The organism is Vibrio sp. ArtGut-C1 (assembly GCF_002105475.1).
Taxonomy (GTDB): Bacteria; Pseudomonadota; Gammaproteobacteria; order Enterobacterales; family Vibrionaceae; genus Vibrio; species Vibrio diabolicus.
In genome coordinates this window covers 65,149-84,151 of the sequence record NZ_NCTH01000023.1, presented here as the reverse complement: position 1 = coordinate 84,151, position 19,003 = coordinate 65,149, and the positions used below count along the sequence as shown (strand labels likewise).

The 19,003-nt window shown below is 44.0% G+C and carries 15 protein-coding genes; 5 read left to right on the top strand and 10 right to left on the bottom strand.

What is annotated here, in order from left to right; genetic code table 11:
• Positions 1–27: 27 nt before the first annotated feature.
• The 5 genes from B7360_RS17935 to B7360_RS17915 all read right to left on the bottom strand — a co-directional run bounded on the left by B7360_RS17935 (position 28) and on the right by B7360_RS17915 (position 7,481).
• Entirely contained in the window at positions 28–4,146 is a 4,119-nt protein-coding gene (locus B7360_RS17935) for a M66 family metalloprotease (RefSeq protein WP_085344251.1), read from the bottom strand.
• Positions 4,147–4,177: 31 nt separating this feature from the next.
• Positions 4,178–5,047 (bottom strand): hypothetical protein, encoded by an 870-nt coding sequence (locus B7360_RS17930; protein WP_005393683.1) that lies wholly within the window; start codon positions 5,045–5,047, stop codon positions 4,178–4,180.
• A 1,030-nt stretch (positions 5,048–6,077) separates the two neighbouring features.
• On the bottom strand, positions 6,078–6,311 hold the full coding sequence (locus B7360_RS17925) for a hypothetical protein (RefSeq protein ID WP_053808146.1): 234 nt from the start codon (positions 6,309–6,311) through the stop codon (positions 6,078–6,080).
• Between the two features lie 87 nt (positions 6,312–6,398).
• Positions 6,399–6,953 (bottom strand): sugar O-acetyltransferase, encoded by a 555-nt coding sequence (locus B7360_RS17920; RefSeq protein ID WP_005393677.1) that lies wholly within the window; start codon positions 6,951–6,953, stop codon positions 6,399–6,401.
• Positions 6,954–7,082: 129 nt separating this feature from the next.
• Positions 7,083–7,481: an OsmC family protein gene (locus B7360_RS17915; protein WP_005393675.1), complete on the bottom strand. Its 399-nt coding sequence runs from the start codon at positions 7,479–7,481 to the stop codon at positions 7,083–7,085.
• Between the two features lie 203 nt (positions 7,482–7,684).
• Between B7360_RS17915 and msrB the strand changes: the two genes are divergently transcribed.
• Together msrB and B7360_RS17905 are read left to right on the top strand one after the other, a co-directional pair.
• Entirely contained in the window at positions 7,685–8,827 is a 1,143-nt protein-coding gene (gene msrB / locus B7360_RS17910; RefSeq protein WP_085344249.1) for a peptide-methionine (R)-S-oxide reductase MsrB, read from the top strand.
• A 51-nt stretch (positions 8,828–8,878) separates the two neighbouring features.
• Positions 8,879–9,025, top strand: a complete 147-nt coding sequence (locus B7360_RS17905; protein WP_074189751.1) for a DUF2256 domain-containing protein — start codon at positions 8,879–8,881, stop codon at positions 9,023–9,025.
• 71 nt (positions 9,026–9,096) lie between these two features.
• Here B7360_RS17905 and B7360_RS17900 read toward each other — a convergent pair whose 3' ends face one another.
• The 3 genes from B7360_RS17900 to B7360_RS17890 are packed head-to-tail and all read right to left on the bottom strand — an operon-like array spanning position 9,097 to position 12,686.
• Positions 9,097–9,804: an SDR family oxidoreductase gene (locus B7360_RS17900; RefSeq protein ID WP_085344248.1), complete on the bottom strand. Its 708-nt coding sequence runs from the start codon at positions 9,802–9,804 to the stop codon at positions 9,097–9,099.
• Complete coding sequence (locus B7360_RS17895) at positions 9,804–11,348, bottom strand: cryptochrome/photolyase family protein (protein ID WP_085344246.1); 1,545 nt, start codon at positions 11,346–11,348, stop codon at positions 9,804–9,806. The genes B7360_RS17900 and B7360_RS17895 overlap by 1 nt, the downstream gene beginning before the upstream one ends.
• 3 nt (positions 11,349–11,351) lie before the next feature.
• Complete coding sequence (locus B7360_RS17890) at positions 11,352–12,686, bottom strand: DASH family cryptochrome (RefSeq protein WP_085344244.1); 1,335 nt, start codon at positions 12,684–12,686, stop codon at positions 11,352–11,354.
• A 365-nt stretch (positions 12,687–13,051) separates the two neighbouring features.
• On the opposite strand from B7360_RS17890, the gene B7360_RS17885 reads away from it, so the two are divergent.
• A complete protein-coding gene (locus B7360_RS17885; protein ID WP_005393654.1) occupies positions 13,052–14,065 on the top strand; it encodes a GGDEF domain-containing protein in 1,014 nt (337 codons plus the stop codon).
• Positions 14,066–14,169: 104 nt separating this feature from the next.
• On the opposite strand, the gene B7360_RS17880 is transcribed toward B7360_RS17885, so the two are convergent.
• On the bottom strand, positions 14,170–14,748 hold the full coding sequence (locus B7360_RS17880; protein ID WP_085344242.1) for a malate synthase: 579 nt from the start codon (positions 14,746–14,748) through the stop codon (positions 14,170–14,172).
• Between the two features lie 176 nt (positions 14,749–14,924).
• Between B7360_RS17880 and B7360_RS17875 the strand changes: the two genes are divergently transcribed.
• Positions 14,925–16,481 (top strand): DUF3612 domain-containing protein, encoded by a 1,557-nt coding sequence (locus tag B7360_RS17875; RefSeq protein WP_080955914.1) that lies wholly within the window; start codon positions 14,925–14,927, stop codon positions 16,479–16,481.
• A 388-nt stretch (positions 16,482–16,869) separates the two neighbouring features.
• Here the strand turns inward: B7360_RS17875 and B7360_RS17870 are convergent, their stop codons facing one another.
• Complete coding sequence (locus B7360_RS17870) at positions 16,870–18,225, bottom strand: diguanylate cyclase (protein ID WP_085344241.1); 1,356 nt, start codon at positions 18,223–18,225, stop codon at positions 16,870–16,872.
• 131 nt (positions 18,226–18,356) lie between these two features.
• On the opposite strand from B7360_RS17870, the gene B7360_RS17865 reads away from it, so the two are divergent.
• Positions 18,357–18,962, top strand: a complete 606-nt coding sequence (locus B7360_RS17865; RefSeq protein WP_085344239.1) for an alpha-ketoglutarate-dependent dioxygenase AlkB — start codon at positions 18,357–18,359, stop codon at positions 18,960–18,962.
• The last annotated feature ends 41 nt before the right edge of the window (positions 18,963–19,003 follow it).

The window sequence follows — 19,003 nt, the reverse complement described above, 5'->3', positions numbered from 1 at the left end:
CCTTTGTATGAGTGAATTAAGAGTTATTTACTGGAAACTCACTGCAGTTGGTAGGCGATCAAGCATCTTGTAGTAATCACCAGCCACAGCGCCGATATCACCACGCAAATACGCTTGAATCATATTGAGATCTTTCAGCCAAAGTTCTTTGTCAGCATCTGAAGACGCCATGTACCCTGCGTACACATTGTCGACCGCGAACATCATGTCTTCGGCGTGATCGTTGTAAATCAAAAGCATCGCATCAGTGTAAGCTTCGAACGCTTTCAGCTCATCATGCGCTTTACCACCTTTGTAGCTCAATGTGCCCGAAGTTGCATCGATGACCAAATCACCCGAAGTCACATTCGCTGTCGTAAAGTTGATGAAAGACTGGCTGAACGACAGCACACCTGCCGCGATATCCGCATCAATGGTTCGCTTCATTGCGTTGACCATTGGCGCATCCAGCAGCAATACAGGATCGTGGAACGCTGGGACAATCGCTGTTCGGAATGGCCCCCAAGCGCTATCGATGCTCTCTGCGACCTTGTTGAGTGTTGCAGGCTCATAGCTATCTAGGTAAGTTTTTAGATCGTAACCTTTGGACGTCACCAGTTGATTTGCGTAGTCGTAAGCCAGCTTGTTTGCTTTTGTTGCCACAAACTTCTCGCCGTCGATAACAAACTCAACCTTGTCACCCGCGATGATACCGTAGCGGTCTTGTTGCTTCGTAAACGTATCAAACTGAGATTGACCACGAGTCTTCACTGTGTAGTCGTAAGACTTCATTTGGCGCACACCCATTCTCAAGATGACATCGCCAACACGTCCGCGACCTTCTGCGCCAATATCAAGGAATCTTGCAATACCACGAGGCATTGGTGGCAAGGACTCCATTTGCTCAGTGATGTGTAGGTTCACGGTAACACCTTTTAGATTGGTGTATTCCTTACCGTCTTTACCCACCAGTTTAACTGGTGTATTTAACGCGTCATTTGCCACGATGTTGCCCATGATGTCTTCATATTCAGCTTGCACCCCAGGGATATCAAGCAGCGATGCAAAGCTCACCTCGTCGGTAAAACGGTTCGAGAATCGACGTGCTAAGAAGTGGCTCGCCAACGCTTTATCTGGCCAGTTACCCAACACAGACACCGCATTTGACCAAGGGTAATCCGGGTCAAAGCTACCAATCGAGTTTAGGAAGCGTCCATTCGCAGTTTCCGCAACAGCTATATAGCCCTCATCTGAATCTTCGATAAAGCGTGCTGCCAAATCATCAAAACAGCTGGCTGTTGAAAGATCGTAATCAGCCGGAATTTGGTGTGAGTTGTTGTCTAACAGTTGACCAAAAGAAATCACTTTTTGGTTGCCTGCCGCATTTTCTATCACACATTGATGCTCTGGTGTGCGCAAGATATCAAGGAAGAACGCCGCGGATTTTTTCGCCCCATTCGCGTAATCACAGAACCATGAGTTATCGGCTTTACCTTCGCTACAGTATTGAGGGTTTGAAGCAAGGCGCAATAAGAAGTCACCCGGCTTATCCGTTGACGAAGTGTAACCCAGATTGGTGTACAGGTTATCGATGCGCTCAAGATCTTCCATCTTGTCACGGATAGCGCTCATTTCCATGTAACGGCGCACTAAGTAACCAGGATAATCGGACGAGAATAATCCCGTCGTCCCATATAACTCCAAGTTGCGTCGATCATAGCTATCGAGATAATTCTGCCACTCGTAAGAAACAATTTCTTCTAGGTTTGTACCTTCGTCAAAACGGTTACAGTCGCTGTTTAGAGAAACGTTCCCATCGGTACAGAAATCGTAAGACTTACGCTCAATTTCATTCACTTTATCTAGGTAGTAAAGTGCGCCATAACGAGTTTTCGCATTCAGTTCAGGATCATCAGACAACGCAGCGGTATCGAATCGGCTGAAGTCACAGTTGTAGAGTGATTTGCCTTTCTCGTTCCCCGTTAGTGCCTTCACTTCAGAACACACCATCAGCGATGTGTTGTCTGGATTGTTGCCAAACTTGTATGCAAAGCTTTGTTGGTAGGCTTGCTGATCAGCGAGGTAACGAGCGTATGCCGCTTTGTCTTCATCGCTCGCACTGTCTGACGGTTTCGCAACAGGTGCAGGAGCTGAACCTGAAGAATCTTGAATCGTCTCGACTTTACGACCGTAGCCAAACTTAAACGCCGCAATATCGTACAGACCCCAAGTTGGCGTTTCATCCAACATGCTTGGTGCGTAGTCCATCGTCGAACTGTAAGCAGGAATGTTGTTCAAACCAAGTTGATGCGCTTGCTCTAGCGTGTAGTAGTTCGCTTTGTCATTTGAGCCTTTAAAATTATGGCGCAGACCCATGTTATGACCAAGCTCGTGAACAAGCGTATTGCTGTAAGTCGCAACCGTAATCGCATCTGCGGCTTTCACTTGCAACTCTTTTGGCAGGTATTTCCAACGCTTAAGCTGACGCGATACTTCGTTACCTGCGTCATCGAGTTTGATCTCAAAGTAACGCTCGTCATCCAACTTCAAGTTGTCCAACATGGCCTTATTGGTTGAAGAAACCCACGACGCTTCGATTGGATAGACGTTGTTCTCTGCCCAGAAAGACAAACGGTTCTCTTCAGCTTCAACCACCTTTTCAAACTCCATGTCATCATTGAAGTTTTTCATTAGCTGAGTTGGGCTCTTCGTCGCCGCTTTTCCAGAAACGATGTCTTCTTTTGATACGAAAGGCGCATAAATGTTTTCATCCGATTTCAGGCTCGCCATTGCTGCCATTGTCGAGAGGGCTTCAACTCTATCCTCGACCTCTGTTTTCACCGTTTCACTATTAGTCGGCAGTGGATCCAATCCATCTAAGTCCAGTTGATTACGATTATAGAAACGCGCCAAGTTATCCCAATAGAAAGGCACACCGGTTCTTGCAACGCCTGCGTATTGGTTCACGTGGCCTTTGATGATTTCACCCGTCATCGGGTTAGAAACCGATGGGCCGTAACCAAGCAGACCGTTGGCTAGAGGCTCGTCAATCAGGTTAATCACGTTGTAACGCAGATCACCTGGGTGAATACCAGCTGCTTTGGTTTTGTTCACAATCTCGATTTCAGGCTTGCCTGCATCCGCCCCAAATACATTCAACGCTTGGTTCATCTTGTCGATCGATTGCAGCGTTGCATCCAAGAACAACTTGTTCTTCTCTTCAAAGAAATTGTCGCTCAAGTAGTATTTGATAGAACCTTGATCTGGGTTGAAACGATTGAGGTAAACCACATCACGGTCGTATTTATTCGTGACTGGATTAAGCTTTTTCGTCGACGTGGTGAAGAAACCAATGTCGTTCTCATCACCCACTGGGTACAAGATCGGTTGGTAACCTTCGGTTGCCACTTCACTTTCGTGCACCAACGAGTAGTAGAACCGAGATTTAAACGCGCCATCCACAAGCGCTTCATCCAAACTCGCTTTCGTTGCAAAGTTGATGTAGTCGGAAATATTATCTAAATCGATACGGAACGTGCGCTCTAGTTCGAAATTGAGAAGACCGTTTTTAGGGTCAAAGTCCCACGAGATCAATCGTGGTGCGCCAATTTCATCAATGCCCTCGGTAATGCCATACAGATCTTCCATATTGAATTCTGCAATTTCGAGATCTTCAGGACGAGGAGTGAAGTGGGTTTTCTTCTTGTAGCTTAGGCTTGCGTCTTCGTTAGTTTCTTCTTTGTTGGTGCAATCACCATGCGCGTCTTCTTGACAGCGATACGCCGCAAAGTCACCCGGAATCGTCAGCACTTGCGCGAAGTTAACGCCGTCGTCGTCTGCGACAAATTTCTCTTCACCGCAGTAATTATTGGCATCTTTGCTTAGATGCGCGTCTGGGTAGTTTTTATCGTAACTGCGAACTTCCAGACCTTCTTTGGTAAAACAAAGCTCAACGTAACGAGGTGAACCTTGCAAGAATGGGAATTGGTTCAGAGCAAAGCGTGGCGCGGCACCAGTCGTCGGAACGTAAAACCAACGACCGTCTTTAAGATCTTTTACTGCGACTTCTTTTGCATCTCTTTCGACATAGTCATACGCCTGATCATCTGCGCCACAGCCTGCAAGTGCGGCCGTTATTGCTGACACCAGAGTCAATTTTTTAAACATTATTTGGATATCCTTAATTGTTGTTATTTTCCTAAAAGGAGTAAGTCACTGTCGCGATGTAAGACGCTTTCTCTTGGTCTAACAAATCGATGTTGCCCAAGGTGCCTCGCTCTGCATCTTGATAGAAACCCGTTGATGACGCCGCGAGTAGCAATGACCAGCTTTCATCAAACTCGTATGTGCCGTACAACGCCCCCTCATACTGCCAACTGCTTCTGCGCGTACCTTGATAACTGATGCTGTTACCACCTAACGCCGTGATCCCCACTGCGAACGATTCCCACGACTTTTCCGCAACAGCAAACAATGAGTAAGTCCACTCAGTCAGCGAGCGTCCCCCCATGGTTTTGTATTCGTGGAAATTTTTTCTCAGTCTTGGCGAAACCGAAAAATCGACGCTCCAAGCTGAAAAAGAGATCGGCACATCTAAACGAACCGCGGTGTGCAGTTCATCTTTACGAGATGTTTCTGAAGTTGGAATGGTGAGCTGACCCGCAACGCCGATTTTCCCTGTATCTCCAAAGCGATATAGGTTCGTGTATTGCAAGCCCAACACCGAATCTGTCGCGTAGGTGCCGACTTCATCTTCTAGGGCACGATAGCCACCCGTAGAAAAATAGGCTTTTGTGTCGCTCGAAAAGGAATAAACGAGATCGCCTCCCCACGAGAAATTGCGGACAGAACGGTAGTCGTCTTTATCGTAAATGTTTGTATCGTAAGATAGGTAAACGGCCCCACTAAACTTACAAACAATACAGGACGCATCTCCTTCATTTTGTGTAGATTCAGGCGTGCTAGTGCTATCAATTACACTCGTTTCCACCGCGAATGATGGCGCTGAAAACAGCGTACCCAACAACATTGCAAGCGGCGTCATCATCCACTTTGTTGTGTGCTGCATGTTTTGAAACTTCCATGAGAATTAAGTTTATTAGAATAAACTTAAAGACAAACAGATTATTGGGATGAAATTCCATAAAAATTCAGATAATCAACCCCAATAAACCTATCAACCATAAAATTACTCTTATGGTTAAATCCTTATTTAATTTTTTAATACTATTTATCTGAGTATTGTCGCGTTCTACTTTGCTTAAAAACGTACTTTAAAATGACTTTTTATAAATAAAACCACTCACCACAACATTAAAGAAGCAGCAAAGCAACGCCATTAAAATAAAAGTTAAAAGACAATTATTATCAACAACTTAAAATCAACAAAAACAGTTAAAATGAATGAGTGAAAATGTATAAGTTAAAATACAAAAAATATAAGAACATCATTCCGTTTAATTTTAGTCGTTATTGTATTGAGAAAGTTTAATTTTCAATTTCTAAAATTGGTGGGATACACATAAGAGAAATCATCAAAACCATCCGTTGTTAATAATGAATTTCGCATTTAAAACAAAAGATAGAAACAAGATCAAATTCATGTTTTCTAATATATCTATTCAACCCTTGACAAGTTTGAATAGAAAATCAAACTTTCAGTCAATCTAAAATCAACAAAACATTCACTAAGTGAATACTCAAAAGATAAGTCAAAACTAAATAGCACATACGGTCAGCATATTTGTGAATTACTATTCATTAAATATTTTTTTATGAATTAAACAATAACGTGACCGGATTCACACAATTGCACTACATGCAACATAAAGCAAACGAAATTTAAGTGTTTACGGACCCAAAACGTGTCGATAGAACAGAGATTAAACATCGAGCTGAAACACGTATTTCCCACCGAAATTTATTATACATAGCAGTGAGTTACCTGTACCCAAGCGGTTAAAATGCGTACTGATGTGACTCACTTTTGAGAGAGGAACATGAGAAGAGCAAAAGCACTAAAAGAGGATAATGCGATTTGAATAACCAGTGCTTCAAACCGCACTTATGTACTTATGCAGAGAAAGAAAGACTATCAATTACTGTTGAATGGTTTTATGACCACAGTTTTCGCAGATCAAGTGACGTTCAAATTCATCCATAGAAGCAAGGAAGGCGCCGAATACTACGCTTTTGAGAAAGCCAGCAATGAACTCTTTCTTGTTGCGATTTTTATCGCCTTCAAAGCCACTTTTCTTTCTGACTAACACCACTACATGATGCGTTTCTACCCCACATTTAGGGCACATGAGGACTTCTGTCTTGTTCGACATCTTAGACTCCTTGGCGAATTATCCCTTTCTGATGGCATGATTCTCTTATGCCTGTAAAGCGAGTCATCATACCATCACTATCGATTCTTACTCTTCTTCGTTGAGACGACGAATCAACTTAGCAGGTGTGCCTCCGTATAGACAATCTGGCGGCACATCATGGTTGACGACCGAGTTCGCCGCAATCACCGAGCGAGCACCAATCGTTACACCTTGGTTAATGACGGAGTTACCACCAATCCACACATCATCTTCAATCGTGATAGGTTTACAAAACGTCTCCCAACGTCGGCGACTTCGGTAATCAACAGAATGAGAAGCCGTATACAATTGCACGCTTGGACCGATTAGCACGTGGTTCCCGATGGTAATTTTAGCGCCATCAAGCATGACCACATTCATGTTGATAAAGGTTTCTTCGCCGATTTCGATGGTTTTACCGAACTCGCAATGGAAAGGTGCTTGAACAATGCAAAGACCCGCTTTGCCAAACAGCTGTTTTTGTAATTCGTCGCGCTGACTTTCGTCGGTATTGTTATTGAGCGCTCTAAGTGCTTGAAGAGCATGACTTCTAATGGCGTCAATTTCTTTGTCCATTCCATCAAAGATTTGACCAGACATCATTTTTTCGAGTTCTGTCACTGGGAGACTCCTAAAACCTGCAATTACTACTTTCAGATTAATCACACGGTACGTGAATTGCGGAATAAAAAAAGAGAAAAGCCTGCACTTTTCTCTTTCCTGTTTTTATATTTTGTGGAGTCTGTCGACTTACACGATTTCCCAGCTGTGGGTCATCTCAACACCTTCACCTAGCATTAAGCAAACCGAGCAGTATTTTTCTAGCGAGTCAGCCGCCACTTTTGCTACGACTTCTGGGTCAAGCTCGTCACCTGAAACTTCAAAGTGGATATTCACTTGCGTAAAGATACGTGGTGCGGTTTCACGACGCTCTGTGGTTAGCTTGGCATTAACAGACAAGACCTTTTGTCCTGCCGTTTTCAAACCGTCGACAACATCGACAGAGCTACAGCCACCAGCGGCCATTAGTACCATTTCCATTGGGCTTGGTGCCGTTGCACCGCCATTGCCATCCATCACTACGGAGTGACCCGACTGAGATTGCCCAAGGAATTTAAAATCTTCTACCCATTTAACTTCTGCTTGCATGATTTACCTCATTTAGCATCGCTCGTTGAAGACATCGTTGCCCTATCAAGCGGTGTATTTCGTGTCGATACTTTAGCTTTCTCGCATAAAAGGGCAACGGAATTTTCAACATTGCTGTAATTTTTTCGCTCGGTTGCCTTTCTCTATACGTAACACTTTTTATTTCAGTCACACTTTCTACGGAAAACAACGTTGAGGTAGCTATGAAGAATATATCTAAGTTATTGGTCGGATTCTCTTTCGCACTTCCTGTCTTGTTTCTACTTTTGAGTAAAACAGGCACCGCCGATACGATGGATAAGATGAAGGCTTCAGAGAATGCAGAAATCGCCACACTGGCTGGCGGCTGTTTCTGGTGTACAGAATCGGATTTGGAACAGTTGACTGGCGTAGTCGATGTCGTATCAGGCTATTCTGGTGGTCATGTTGAAAACCCAACTTATCGCCAAGTTTCATCAGGTAAATCCGGTCACATAGAAGTGATCGAAGTTAAGTACGATCCTAAAGTGGTTAGTTACGAGCAAGTGTTGGACTACTTTTTCCGTCATATCGATCCTACTGACGATAAAGGCTCTTTTGTCGACCGTGGCCCACAGTATCGCCCTGCTATTTTCTATCATAACGCGGAACAAAAGCAGATCGCAGAACAGTTTATGATGGAAATCGACAAGGCGATGATCTATCCAAAACCGTTGAAAACAGAACTGATCGAGTTTGAGAAGTTTTATCCTGCAGAAGAGTATCACCAAGACTACTACAAAAAGAGCAGCTTAAAGTATAAGTATTACCGCTATGCGTCTGGTCGAGATAAATACTTGGATGAAGTATTTGGTGATGATCGTAAAGAGACCCCAAAAACGCTTCGTCAGTTGATCGAAGAAAAAAAGTTGATATCAAAAGTGAAAGCGTACAGTAAGCCTGCTAAGTCCGAGATCAAATCAAACTTAACAGAGTTGCAATACTACGTAACGCAAGAAGAAGGCACCGAGCGTCCGTTCGACAACGAATATTGGGACAACAAAGAAGCGGGGATTTACGTTGATATCGTAACTGGTGAGCCGTTGTTTTCTTCTACCGATAAATACAAATCGGGGACGGGTTGGCCAAGTTTCACTAAGCCAATTAACCCAGGTTACATCGTTGAAAAAACCGATTACAAGCTGATTTATCCAAGAACGGAAGTTCGCAGTAAGTTTGGCGATTCTCACCTTGGTCATGTGTTTAAAGACGGTCCGAAGCCAACAGGATTACGCTACTGCATGAACTCTGCGGCAATGAAGTTTGTGCCTGTAAGTGAAATGAAAACGCAGGGGTATGAAGAGTATCTGTATCTCTTTGATAAATAGTTCGTATTCATTCAACTTCAAGGGCATACGATGGCGAATGGGGAGGACCAGATGAAAGGTTTTAAAACACAATTACCAACCAAAATCTGCTCTGTTTGCCATCGCCCATTTTCTTGGAGAAAGAAATGGGCAAGAAATTGGGACGAAGTCGTTTACTGTTCTGAGCGCTGCCGAAGAAACAAATCAGTCAAAAGTTAGAACCACAAAAACTTTATGCCACACTGCTAGCCTTATTTTCCAAGGTTACTTTGCCCAGACCAAGCTGCGCTTCACCAAGGTAACAAGGCACCATCATAAGCCCAAAATGCCCCACTATCCTGCGGGGTTGCTTTGTCAATCAATCCCCATAAGTCTCGCGCGACACGCTCTGGCCTAAACAGCTTTCCTTCAGGTACATTCGCTTGAAAAGGTGCCGACAAAGCCGTATCTGTTGTGCCTGGGTGAAGAGCGAGTACAGTCCCGTGTTTGACCATTCTCCGCCATTCAATCGACATGGTTTTGAGGAACATATTTAACGCGGCTTTCGATGCACGATAGCTGTACCAACCGCCTAAGTGATTATCACTAATACTGCCAACTTTGGCCGAAATGGTCGCAAACTTGGGGTTGGTACTGCGTTTTAACTTGGGCGTGAAGTATTTCGCCAACAGTAAACTCGGCAAAGTATTAACCATGATGGTTTGCTGAAAAAAGTCTGCGTCGAGCGAGCTAAGATTCTTCTCAGGACCTTTATCTTGGGTATGCAACATACCAACGCAGTTCACCAACCAATCAACATGTTCAATTTGTTCACTGAACGCTTTCACCTGCTCGTCCTGCGATACATCCACTTGATGCCAAACTACATTTGGGTGTTGCCAATCTGGTTGGTGCTTACGATAAGTGGCATGCACACGAGCTTGGGGAAAGCGAACTAGCGCTTGTTGAACCATCGCCAATCCAATGCCGCCATTTCCACCAACGATCAGTATGTCCATTACAAGCTCTCCAAGTTTTCCATATAGTGCTCTGCGGTATCTAATATCGCTTGGCGTTGCTGCTCTTCCATATTGTCCCAAGATCGGAAAATCATCCCAACACGTGGATTCGTTGCTAAGCGTTTGTCGTGTTTGTTCATAAAGCGCCAATATAAGCTGTTGAACGGACAAGAGCCTTCTCCACTCCTAGCCTTATTGTCGTAGTGGCAACCCTTACAGTAGTCGCTCATTTTGTTGATGTAAGAGCCACTCGCCGCATACGGTTTGGTGCCAACAATCCCACCATCTGCAAACAGTGCCATACCGCGCGTATTGGGCATTTCTACCCATTCAATCGCATCAACATAGATACCGAGATACCATTCATCCACTTGATCTGGGTCGATCTCGGTTAATAAACAAAAGTTACCGGTTACCATCAAGCGCTGAATGTGGTGCGCGTAAGCGTAATCAAGAGACTGGCCAATCGCGTTGCGCATACAGGCCATTTTGGTTTCGCCGTTCCAGAAGAAGTCTGGCAGCTTTCTACTCGCTTCCAGTTCATTCTTTTTCGGGTAATGAGGCATGTTCGCCCAATAAACGCCTCTGATGTACTCTCGCCATCCCAAGATCTGACGAATAAAACCTTCTACCTGAGAAATATCGATGTCGGCATTGGCATGAAATGCCTTAAGTGAAGCGTCAATCACCTCTCGCGGATTCAGCAGCTTACTGTTCAGCGAGAACGAAATCCGGCTATGATACAAGCTCCATTTAGCCTCGTGCTGACCTGTCATGGCGTCTTGAAAACGACCAAACAGTGGCAAACAGACCTGACAAAAATGCGCGAGTAAAGACAAGCTTTGAGAGCGACTTACTGGCCAGAGTAAATCACCATTTAATTTACCTATGGTTTGAATGTTGTGCCGACCTAAGCGCTCGACAATATCACTGACGTCATGACTAAACATTAATGGCTTTGGCAGCTGTTCAATGTCTTTTGCTTTAAGTTTATTTCGGTTATTGGCGTCGTAGTTCCACTTTCCCCCCATAGGCTTACCGTCTTGCATCAAGATGTCGAAGCGCTTACGCATCCGGCGGTAAAAGTGCTCCATCATGATGTGTTTACCTTGAGGAAACTGCGATTCTATTTCCTCAAACGGTAACAAAAAGTGTTCCGAATCGACGCTGCGCATCACGACCCCATCAAGCTTTAGTTTGGCTAACTGCTCTAGTAAACGGTATTCGTCGGGGCGTTGATATTCAAACTTACTTGCACCAACTTCACTCACGTAGTGTTGTAAGACTTGCGCAAGATCCTCGAAAGATTGTGTGTCATCCAACGTAAGGTGCAAAACTTGATGCCCTTCTTCCTGCAGCTCGTTGGCAAAATTCGCCATCGCAGAGAAAAAAGCACACACCTTTTGAATGTGATGCGTAACGTAAGTATTTTCTTGTTTCAACTCAGCGACAAGGTAAAGCACCGAGTCGTCTACACGTTGAAACCACGAATGCTCGCTATTAAGTTGGTCACCAAGAATGAGCCGAACCGTCTCGTAATGCATTGGTTATCTCCCGCTCTCTTTTTTTGGCGCAATCGGCCAATCCACCATATCGACACTATCAAGATGTACGCCAACGCATCTCCCCTGCCATTTGTCGATAAATGAGAAATCTGGATCATAAGTTTGTGTCTGCTTTTCTAGATTAAACTGACGTGAGCCACGTGGGTCAGCGCCAACACCAGCCAAATACTGCCAGTTGCCCCAATTAGAGCCGACATCGTAATCAATCAACTGAGTTTCAAAATAAGCAGCACCGTAGCGCCAGTCGAGTCCGAGTTCATGAACCAGACAGCTCGCGACCAGTTGGCGCCCTCGGTTAGACATATAACCCGTTTTATTAAGCTGATGCATACATGCGTTAACTATTGGAAAAGGTGTCTCGCCTTTCTTCCACTGCTTAAAGCGTTGCGCATAAAAACTGGTCAGTGGTGGCTGGTTGGCGATACCGCCAAATCGAAACAACGTCTGTTGATACTTTCTCGCGTACCAATAAAAGTATTCCCGCCACAACAACTCGAAATAGATCCAATAGGTTGAATCATTTGCTCCGTTCTTCCGCTCATATTGTTTGAGCATGGCATAAATGATTGTAGGAGAGACGCAACCATGAGCTAACCAAGGTGAAAATTTAGTTGAATACTCCACCCCATCAAGCCCATTGCGCGTCTGTTTATATTCACTCGCTAAACTTGAAGCAAAATAGCGTCGACAATGTTCAAGACCGCTCAGTTCTCCGCCATCAAATGCTGGTTTGGTGTCAAAGTAATATGTCGTGGCGGTAGGAAAATTCGTACCTGAAGGTGCTGGCGGTAAAACATGAACGCTCTCGTAAGGCTGAGAGAGGTCTAAACCTGCGACCTGCTTTCTAAATTTCGTGAAGGTCTCAGGCAGTTGCCTTAATTCAAATGGTAACTGTTCTTCGCACAACAAAGTGCGGATCGCTTGCTGTTTGATGTTCACATGGGGAGTGCCTTTAATTGCACGCTCTAGTGCCTGTTGCTCATCCGAACCAGCAAACGCATCAGCATAAATATGAGTGATACCGAAATGACTGATGGCATATTTGAGCGCTTGATAAGGTGTCAGTTCAACCGTCCATAATCGTTGCCCCAATTTAACTAAAGATTGATTAAGTTCATTGAGCGATGCCTCGAGAAACTGCAATTTCGCACGGCCTAAAGAGGTCTCCTGCGCAAAGTGCTGCAAGTAAGGTGTCACCGATGGGCGACAATGCAAACAAATTAACTCATCCATTTCTGCACAAGCGTCTATCAACAGCGGGTTGTCATGCAAACGCAGGTCATTAGTGAACCAATACAGTCCTATTTTCTTATCCAAGTCGCCCCCTCTTTTGTAAACTCGTTTTTTGTAAACTCGGAGTCCCGCGTTCTTGTTGCAAATAGCCTAAGCGCTAAGTCTTTTATTCCACTCGTTGTTGTACGGGCAATAGAGCTTTACGATCATTAGGTTACTGACGATTTCACTAAACCGATTGGCTGGTCATCTTAGAGCCCTTAACACCAAAACATCGTTTGCACATGTTTCATACTAAGATTTTATAAAATTAAAATTTGGCGATATTGATAACGGTCTTAATCACTCATTTTTTATATAAACCATGCAAAAATGATAAAAATTAAAGCGATATTGGTTAATATCCGTTAGTCTAAGTCCAATTCCATTTTGCTAGTACCATCGCAGAAATGACCGACGAGTTTAAAAAATCGACCGCTAATTTGAAAAAAGCGGTCCCACTAATGATCAAAAATCATGTTGCTGCCACGCCAGCCAACTATGCGCTTTGGTATACGTACGTTGACAAGACCATTCCTGAACTCAACTTTGAGTTGGATACGGTGTTAGAAAACTACGGTATCTGCCCGCCTGCAACCAATAAACAGCTTTATAACAACTATGTTGCCAGTAAAGCAGAAACTAGCCTTGAAGATCTTAGAACCAATGTAGAAGTTCTGCTGCATGAAGTGTCCAGCTCGATGAGCGATACACTTTCAGATACTTCTTCCTTTTCTGAAATGGTAGACAAAAGTTTTAATAAGCTAGAAAAAGTTGAAGACAACAGCTTAAGTATTGAAGAAGTGATGGTGGTGATTCGTCAACTTGTCGCAGAGTCACACGAAATTCGTCACTCGACAAAGTTTTTGAATAGCCAATTAACTAATGCGAGTGAAGAAATTTCTCGCCTCAAAAATCAGCTGGCTGAAGTACAGCAAGACGCATTGTTTGATGGTCTATCCAACCTTTACAACCGTCGAGCTTTTGATAAAGATCTGTCTTCGCTTATCGCATCAAATCAAGCAATGACCTTGATCATGCTTGATATCGACCATTTCAAGTCATTTAACGACAATTATGGCCACCTTTTCGGCGATACGGTACTAAAAGCCATTGCCCGTCGACTACAACAAAGCTGTCGAGATGGAATATGCGCGTATCGTTTTGGTGGTGAAGAGTTCGCTTTAATTGTGCCCAATAAATCTCTGCGAATTGCTCGCCAATATGCAGACACACTACGCCGCATGATAGAAAAACTGCGCATCAGAGATAAGCGTTCTGGTACACAAGTTCACAGCATTACTGCTTCTTTTGGGGTAGCAGAATATGAGGTGGGTGATACACCTGAAGCTCTGGTCAATAAAGCCGATAAGCAACTTTATGAGGCAAAACAACTCGGTCGTAACCGCGTGATGCCCATTTAAATCAATTTGTTATGTAAGCTTGGTTAATAGGACCGACTTTTTCGAAATAGAATAAAAAACCCGCACTATTGAGTGCGGGGTCTATTTATCTGGCGCTTCACATCTTAATCGACACTGTAGCAGTAGCTTAGAATATAGTCGTCACCGTTTTTCGCAGTGTATTCTTTATCTTCACTGCATGCCATCGGCTTACCTTTTTTGTCGCCTTTGATTAAGCTGATCCAGTGGCGCATCGCCGTCGGCGCATTACCCGTTAGTTCAGGGTGAAACGTAGTGCGTGTTTCCAGTTGAATGTCATCAATATCCATCAACTCCACACAACCGGTGCCTTTATGACAGCCAAATAGCACTTCTACGTGGTTACCTGAATCGTCTTTAAACAAGATCGATTTTGGATCTTCTTTCTCACCCGTATACGCCACAAAGTGTTTTGGGCTTTTCAGGCCGCTGTGTGTGCCGTCTTTGAAGTAAGCCAATACATGGCGGTAATCAATTACGTAACTTGATACATCTTGGTGCGACCCGTTCTCCAATGGGAACATGCGGTCTAGTAGTTGCTTCGCTTTTACTTGCTTCTCGCTCTGCTGCTCAGCACTTACCGCTTCGACGGCAAATACAGCTTCAGCGATAAATGGGCGTTGTTGTTGTTGCATCTCTTTTTTATCGAAGTTCAGCATATTCATCGTCATATCCTCGCACTTAAAAAAACTCGTCCTAGAGTAAAAACTTAATTCCTTCGTTTAAGTTTCAGGCAATTCTGTGAAGTTGATGGTTAATTTCCTTGCCTGCTTATTATGTAGACTAGCGAAATATTGACTACAATTTCACAACAAAAATTTTACAATGTGAATTTTACAAAATGTCTGTGTCAAAAAGCCTTATTCGTCAGTCCCATTTTCTAGGTACGAAAATTCGCAACCTAAGGAAAAACAACCATTTAACTATGGAGGATTTATCTGCACGCTGTGTAAGGATCAATCCTGAGTACGCACCGTCGGTATCTTACCTTTCGATGATAGAGCGTGGAAAACGCGTTCCGAGTATTGATATGCTCGAAGTAATCGCGGAAGTTTTTCAAAAAGATCCTGCGTGGTTTTTAGATGATGAACCGGAATTAGAGGCCATTACCCCCAACAAAGGGAATCGTGGCGGTATCAACGGTATGGCATTGGAGCCGAGCTTTTTGTTCTCCAATGATATTCTCCAAATCGCGATTCCAGAGATGTTGTCTCAAACGGGTATTACTGGACGTCAATTCGCCCACTTGCTGATCCGTGCGCACCAAGAGAACCATCAAAACCATTTTCCTGATTTAGAACGCGCAGCCGAAGAGGTCGGCTTGAAACGCCTGAATCTATCGGTAGAAGATCTGATAGATATTGCGAAAAGCATGGGATTGGATATTCGCTGGGTAGACCGAGCACCACAGGATGTGATTGATGAACTGGGCGTCAGCGCCAAACAGTTGATTACGTCTTTCATGGAGCCACCTGGCACCATTTATCTCAATAAACGAATGCGTGACTACCCAACCCGATTGAAATATGACTTGGCGGTATACATCGGCCATCGCGTGCTCCATAGCAGTGATGCAATGAATAACGTTTTATCTATTGGGCATCAAAACAACTGGGAGCAAATGGACAGCCCAGTTTCCAACTCTGAGCTCAACTCGCAAGATATCCTACAAGCTTGGCGCGATTTTGAGTCCAGCTTTTTTGCTGGTGCCCTGCTTTGCCCCAAAGTACCATTTCGTCAGTTGCTTGACCGTTCCGGTTACGAAATTGATGTTCACAAAAAGGCCGGCGTTTCTCCTTCCGTTGCGATGCGTCGTATGACCGTGGTTTCTCCGTACCCTCATTGGCACTACTTTGATGCCTATGGTCCGGGCAAGTTGAAAGCGGTATATCGTGGAAATGGCATCCCGCTTCCTTGGGGCAATATGCGCAAAGTGAACGATCCTTGCCAACACTGGGCCGTATTTAGACGTCTAGCCCAACCTTTGGATACCAGTTCAGCGCAAATTTCGATTTTGAATGTGGGCGACGAGCCACGTATTTACTGTTGTGAATCAGTCAACGTATTTGACCCTGCGGGGAACAACCGAGTGTTGTGCGCGGGGATAGATTTAAACCCTGCGATTTCTGCACAAGGTGGTGATGCGGTTTCTATTGCGGAAGAGCTGAAGTCACTTTGTGTCGCTTCCGGCGGAAGTAGTGTCATTCCTCCCCACATCAAAAAAGACTTAACAACCATCGCTAAGATATTAAACATCAATTGGATAGAACGAGGTATTCAAACCCAAGCTAGGCTAATCTGCTCAAGAGGGGCCGTTTGCCCAAGGCAGCCTAGTTGTTACAGTAAGTGCGGAGAAGCCGATGAGACAGGTGACGACGTGAATATTATTGGTCTCTAGAAAGAAAAAACGCCAATCACAATAATCGTGATTGGCGGTATATACTTGTGAACAATGTGTATTCACTAACAACGTCAGTTGGCTAGGTGACCCTCGGCTTAATAAGGGTCACTCTAGATAAAGCACGATGCGTGCCAACTTTAAAAAGGCCGTTTTTTAATAGATCCAGATGCATATCGTTGCTTTATTGACCATAAATTTCGCAAACTGCATTTGCAAAATGCAACAACATGCAAATATGCCACTTCATGCACTGCTAATAATGACTCTCTCAGCAAAGAGTCTATTAACATGTAAAGTCATATATTCTTATACCCAAATGATGGTGAGATTTCGGATTCTTAACCTTACCACTGCTCCAAAGCCCTGATTGAAACTGGGCTCAGGTTCATCCGCCATGTTTTTGTTGATACATTCTCTCATCGGCTATTTTCATCATTTGCTCTGGAGATGACATGTCCGGATCAAATATCGCGTACCCAATGCTGGTTCTCAGGTAAATGAGCGCTTCATCGTAAATCACGGGCGTCGAACATAAAGCTAACCTGAGCTTTTGTAGCAGAGACTGAACATTTTCTTCCGTCCCAGGATTATGAACGACAACTAAAAACTCATCACCTCCCATTCGGGCCACTATATCTGATTTACGCAGAGAACTTCTCACTCTTTCAGCCGTAGCGACTAAGACCTTGTCGCCTGCGTCATGACCATAGGTATCGTTAATATGTTTAAACCTATCCAGATCTATATTGATTAAGGCGAAGCTGTAACGCTTTTTGTAACGTTTCGCTATTTCAAACTGCTGCTTGTAAAACTTCATAAAATAGCGACGGTTTGGTAAGTGCGTCAGTTCATCATGCAGTGCTCTATCATCCGCAATGGTGTATAAGCGATAAATCGCAATAAGCGCGAGGCTCAGTGCAAAAACAATGGGATAACCGATAAGCCTTGCTAAATAAAGCTGATGCCAAGGAATTTTATGGTCGAGTTTGTCTCCGGAGAAAACCACCATACTCCACCCACCATAAGGAAAATGAACCATTTCTTTCGCGTATGGCTTTTTGGTTTCACTCAGTGCGCCAAAGAAAACGTCACCAAAAGCACCGCCACTGTCGTAACCACGAATCATCAAAGGGTAGCGATAAGAGAAATCGATCACGCCAGTTTCTCGCATCAGAGCATCAAAATTAATCACCGCACTGATCACACCCCAATAATCCTGGTTCAACGGTGGATCAAGAAAAACCGGAACCCGCACGATCAAGCCTTTGCCGCCTTGAATCAAGTTGACAGGCCCTGCTATAAATATTTCTTGTATATCCTTAGCTTTTTGCACCTGTACCCACTGCTGTGGCACCGTTCGGTAATCGAGGCCGATTAAACGCTCATTACCTTGGCGTGGAAATATATGACTGATAACATCATTCTTCGCAATGCCAATGATCGTAATATGTTTGCTTTTGCTCAGGATGCGGTGAGCCGCAATGTTCAATTCGTCTTCTTGGTTTTTAGGCAGTAAAGTAATGAGTGTCGCCAAGGTACTGGCTTTATAGATATCCGCCATAAGTACCGCTTCCAAATTGGAACGGAGGATGGAAAGTTGTTCTTTGGCCTCAACTTGAACTCGCTCTTGGTGAAGCTCTTGCTGATTTCGATGCAACAGCTCAATAACCCCAACGCATAAAGCGAAAAAACTGAGGAAGAACAATGCAAAATAGCATCGCTTTCTGGGTAAATAACGCATTTTCTCCCCACAACTCGTATATCGTTACGAGATTTTTATTTATTGTTAAAATTCTTATTATCACAAGAATAACCAATCCCAATCGGAAAGGTAACAGTGATTAAAATTTTTTATGTTTTAGGTATGAGATGATGCATCAACAAGGCGATTTATTTGGCGGTACTCAGTGGCAAGAAGTAGAAAGGGGTAAACTCTATTACGATCCTTACTTTCTTAGCCATCTAGAAGCGGATCACTACTTTGACCAACTTCTGGAAATACTGCCATGGCATCAAGAGCGCATTACCATGTTCGGCAAGTCAGTACTTCAACCTCGTTTACAAGCGTGGCACGGTGATGCAGCATATACTTACTCAGGCTTAACCATGCAGCCTCACCCTTGGACTCCTGAGTTAATTCAGCTCAAAGTGCGCTGTGAGACGATTGCGGATGTAGCCTTCAACTCTGTACTTGCCAACCTATACCGACACGGCCAAGATTCGATGGGCTGGCACCAAGACAATGAACCAGAGCTAGGTAGAAACCCGGTTATCGCCTCTTTGAATTTAGGTGAAACACGTCGATTTTTGCTCAGAAATTTACATTGTAAAACTGAGATTGAATATGAGCTTTCTCACGGCTCCTTACTGGTTATGGCTGGCGAGCTCCAACATCACTGGAAACACTGTGTACCAAAAACCGCGAAAACCAAAGGTGAACGTATCAATCTGACTTTTCGACAGATTTTTAACTATTGACTCAGCTTTTACATTCTTAATTAATATTGATGGTAGGTTTA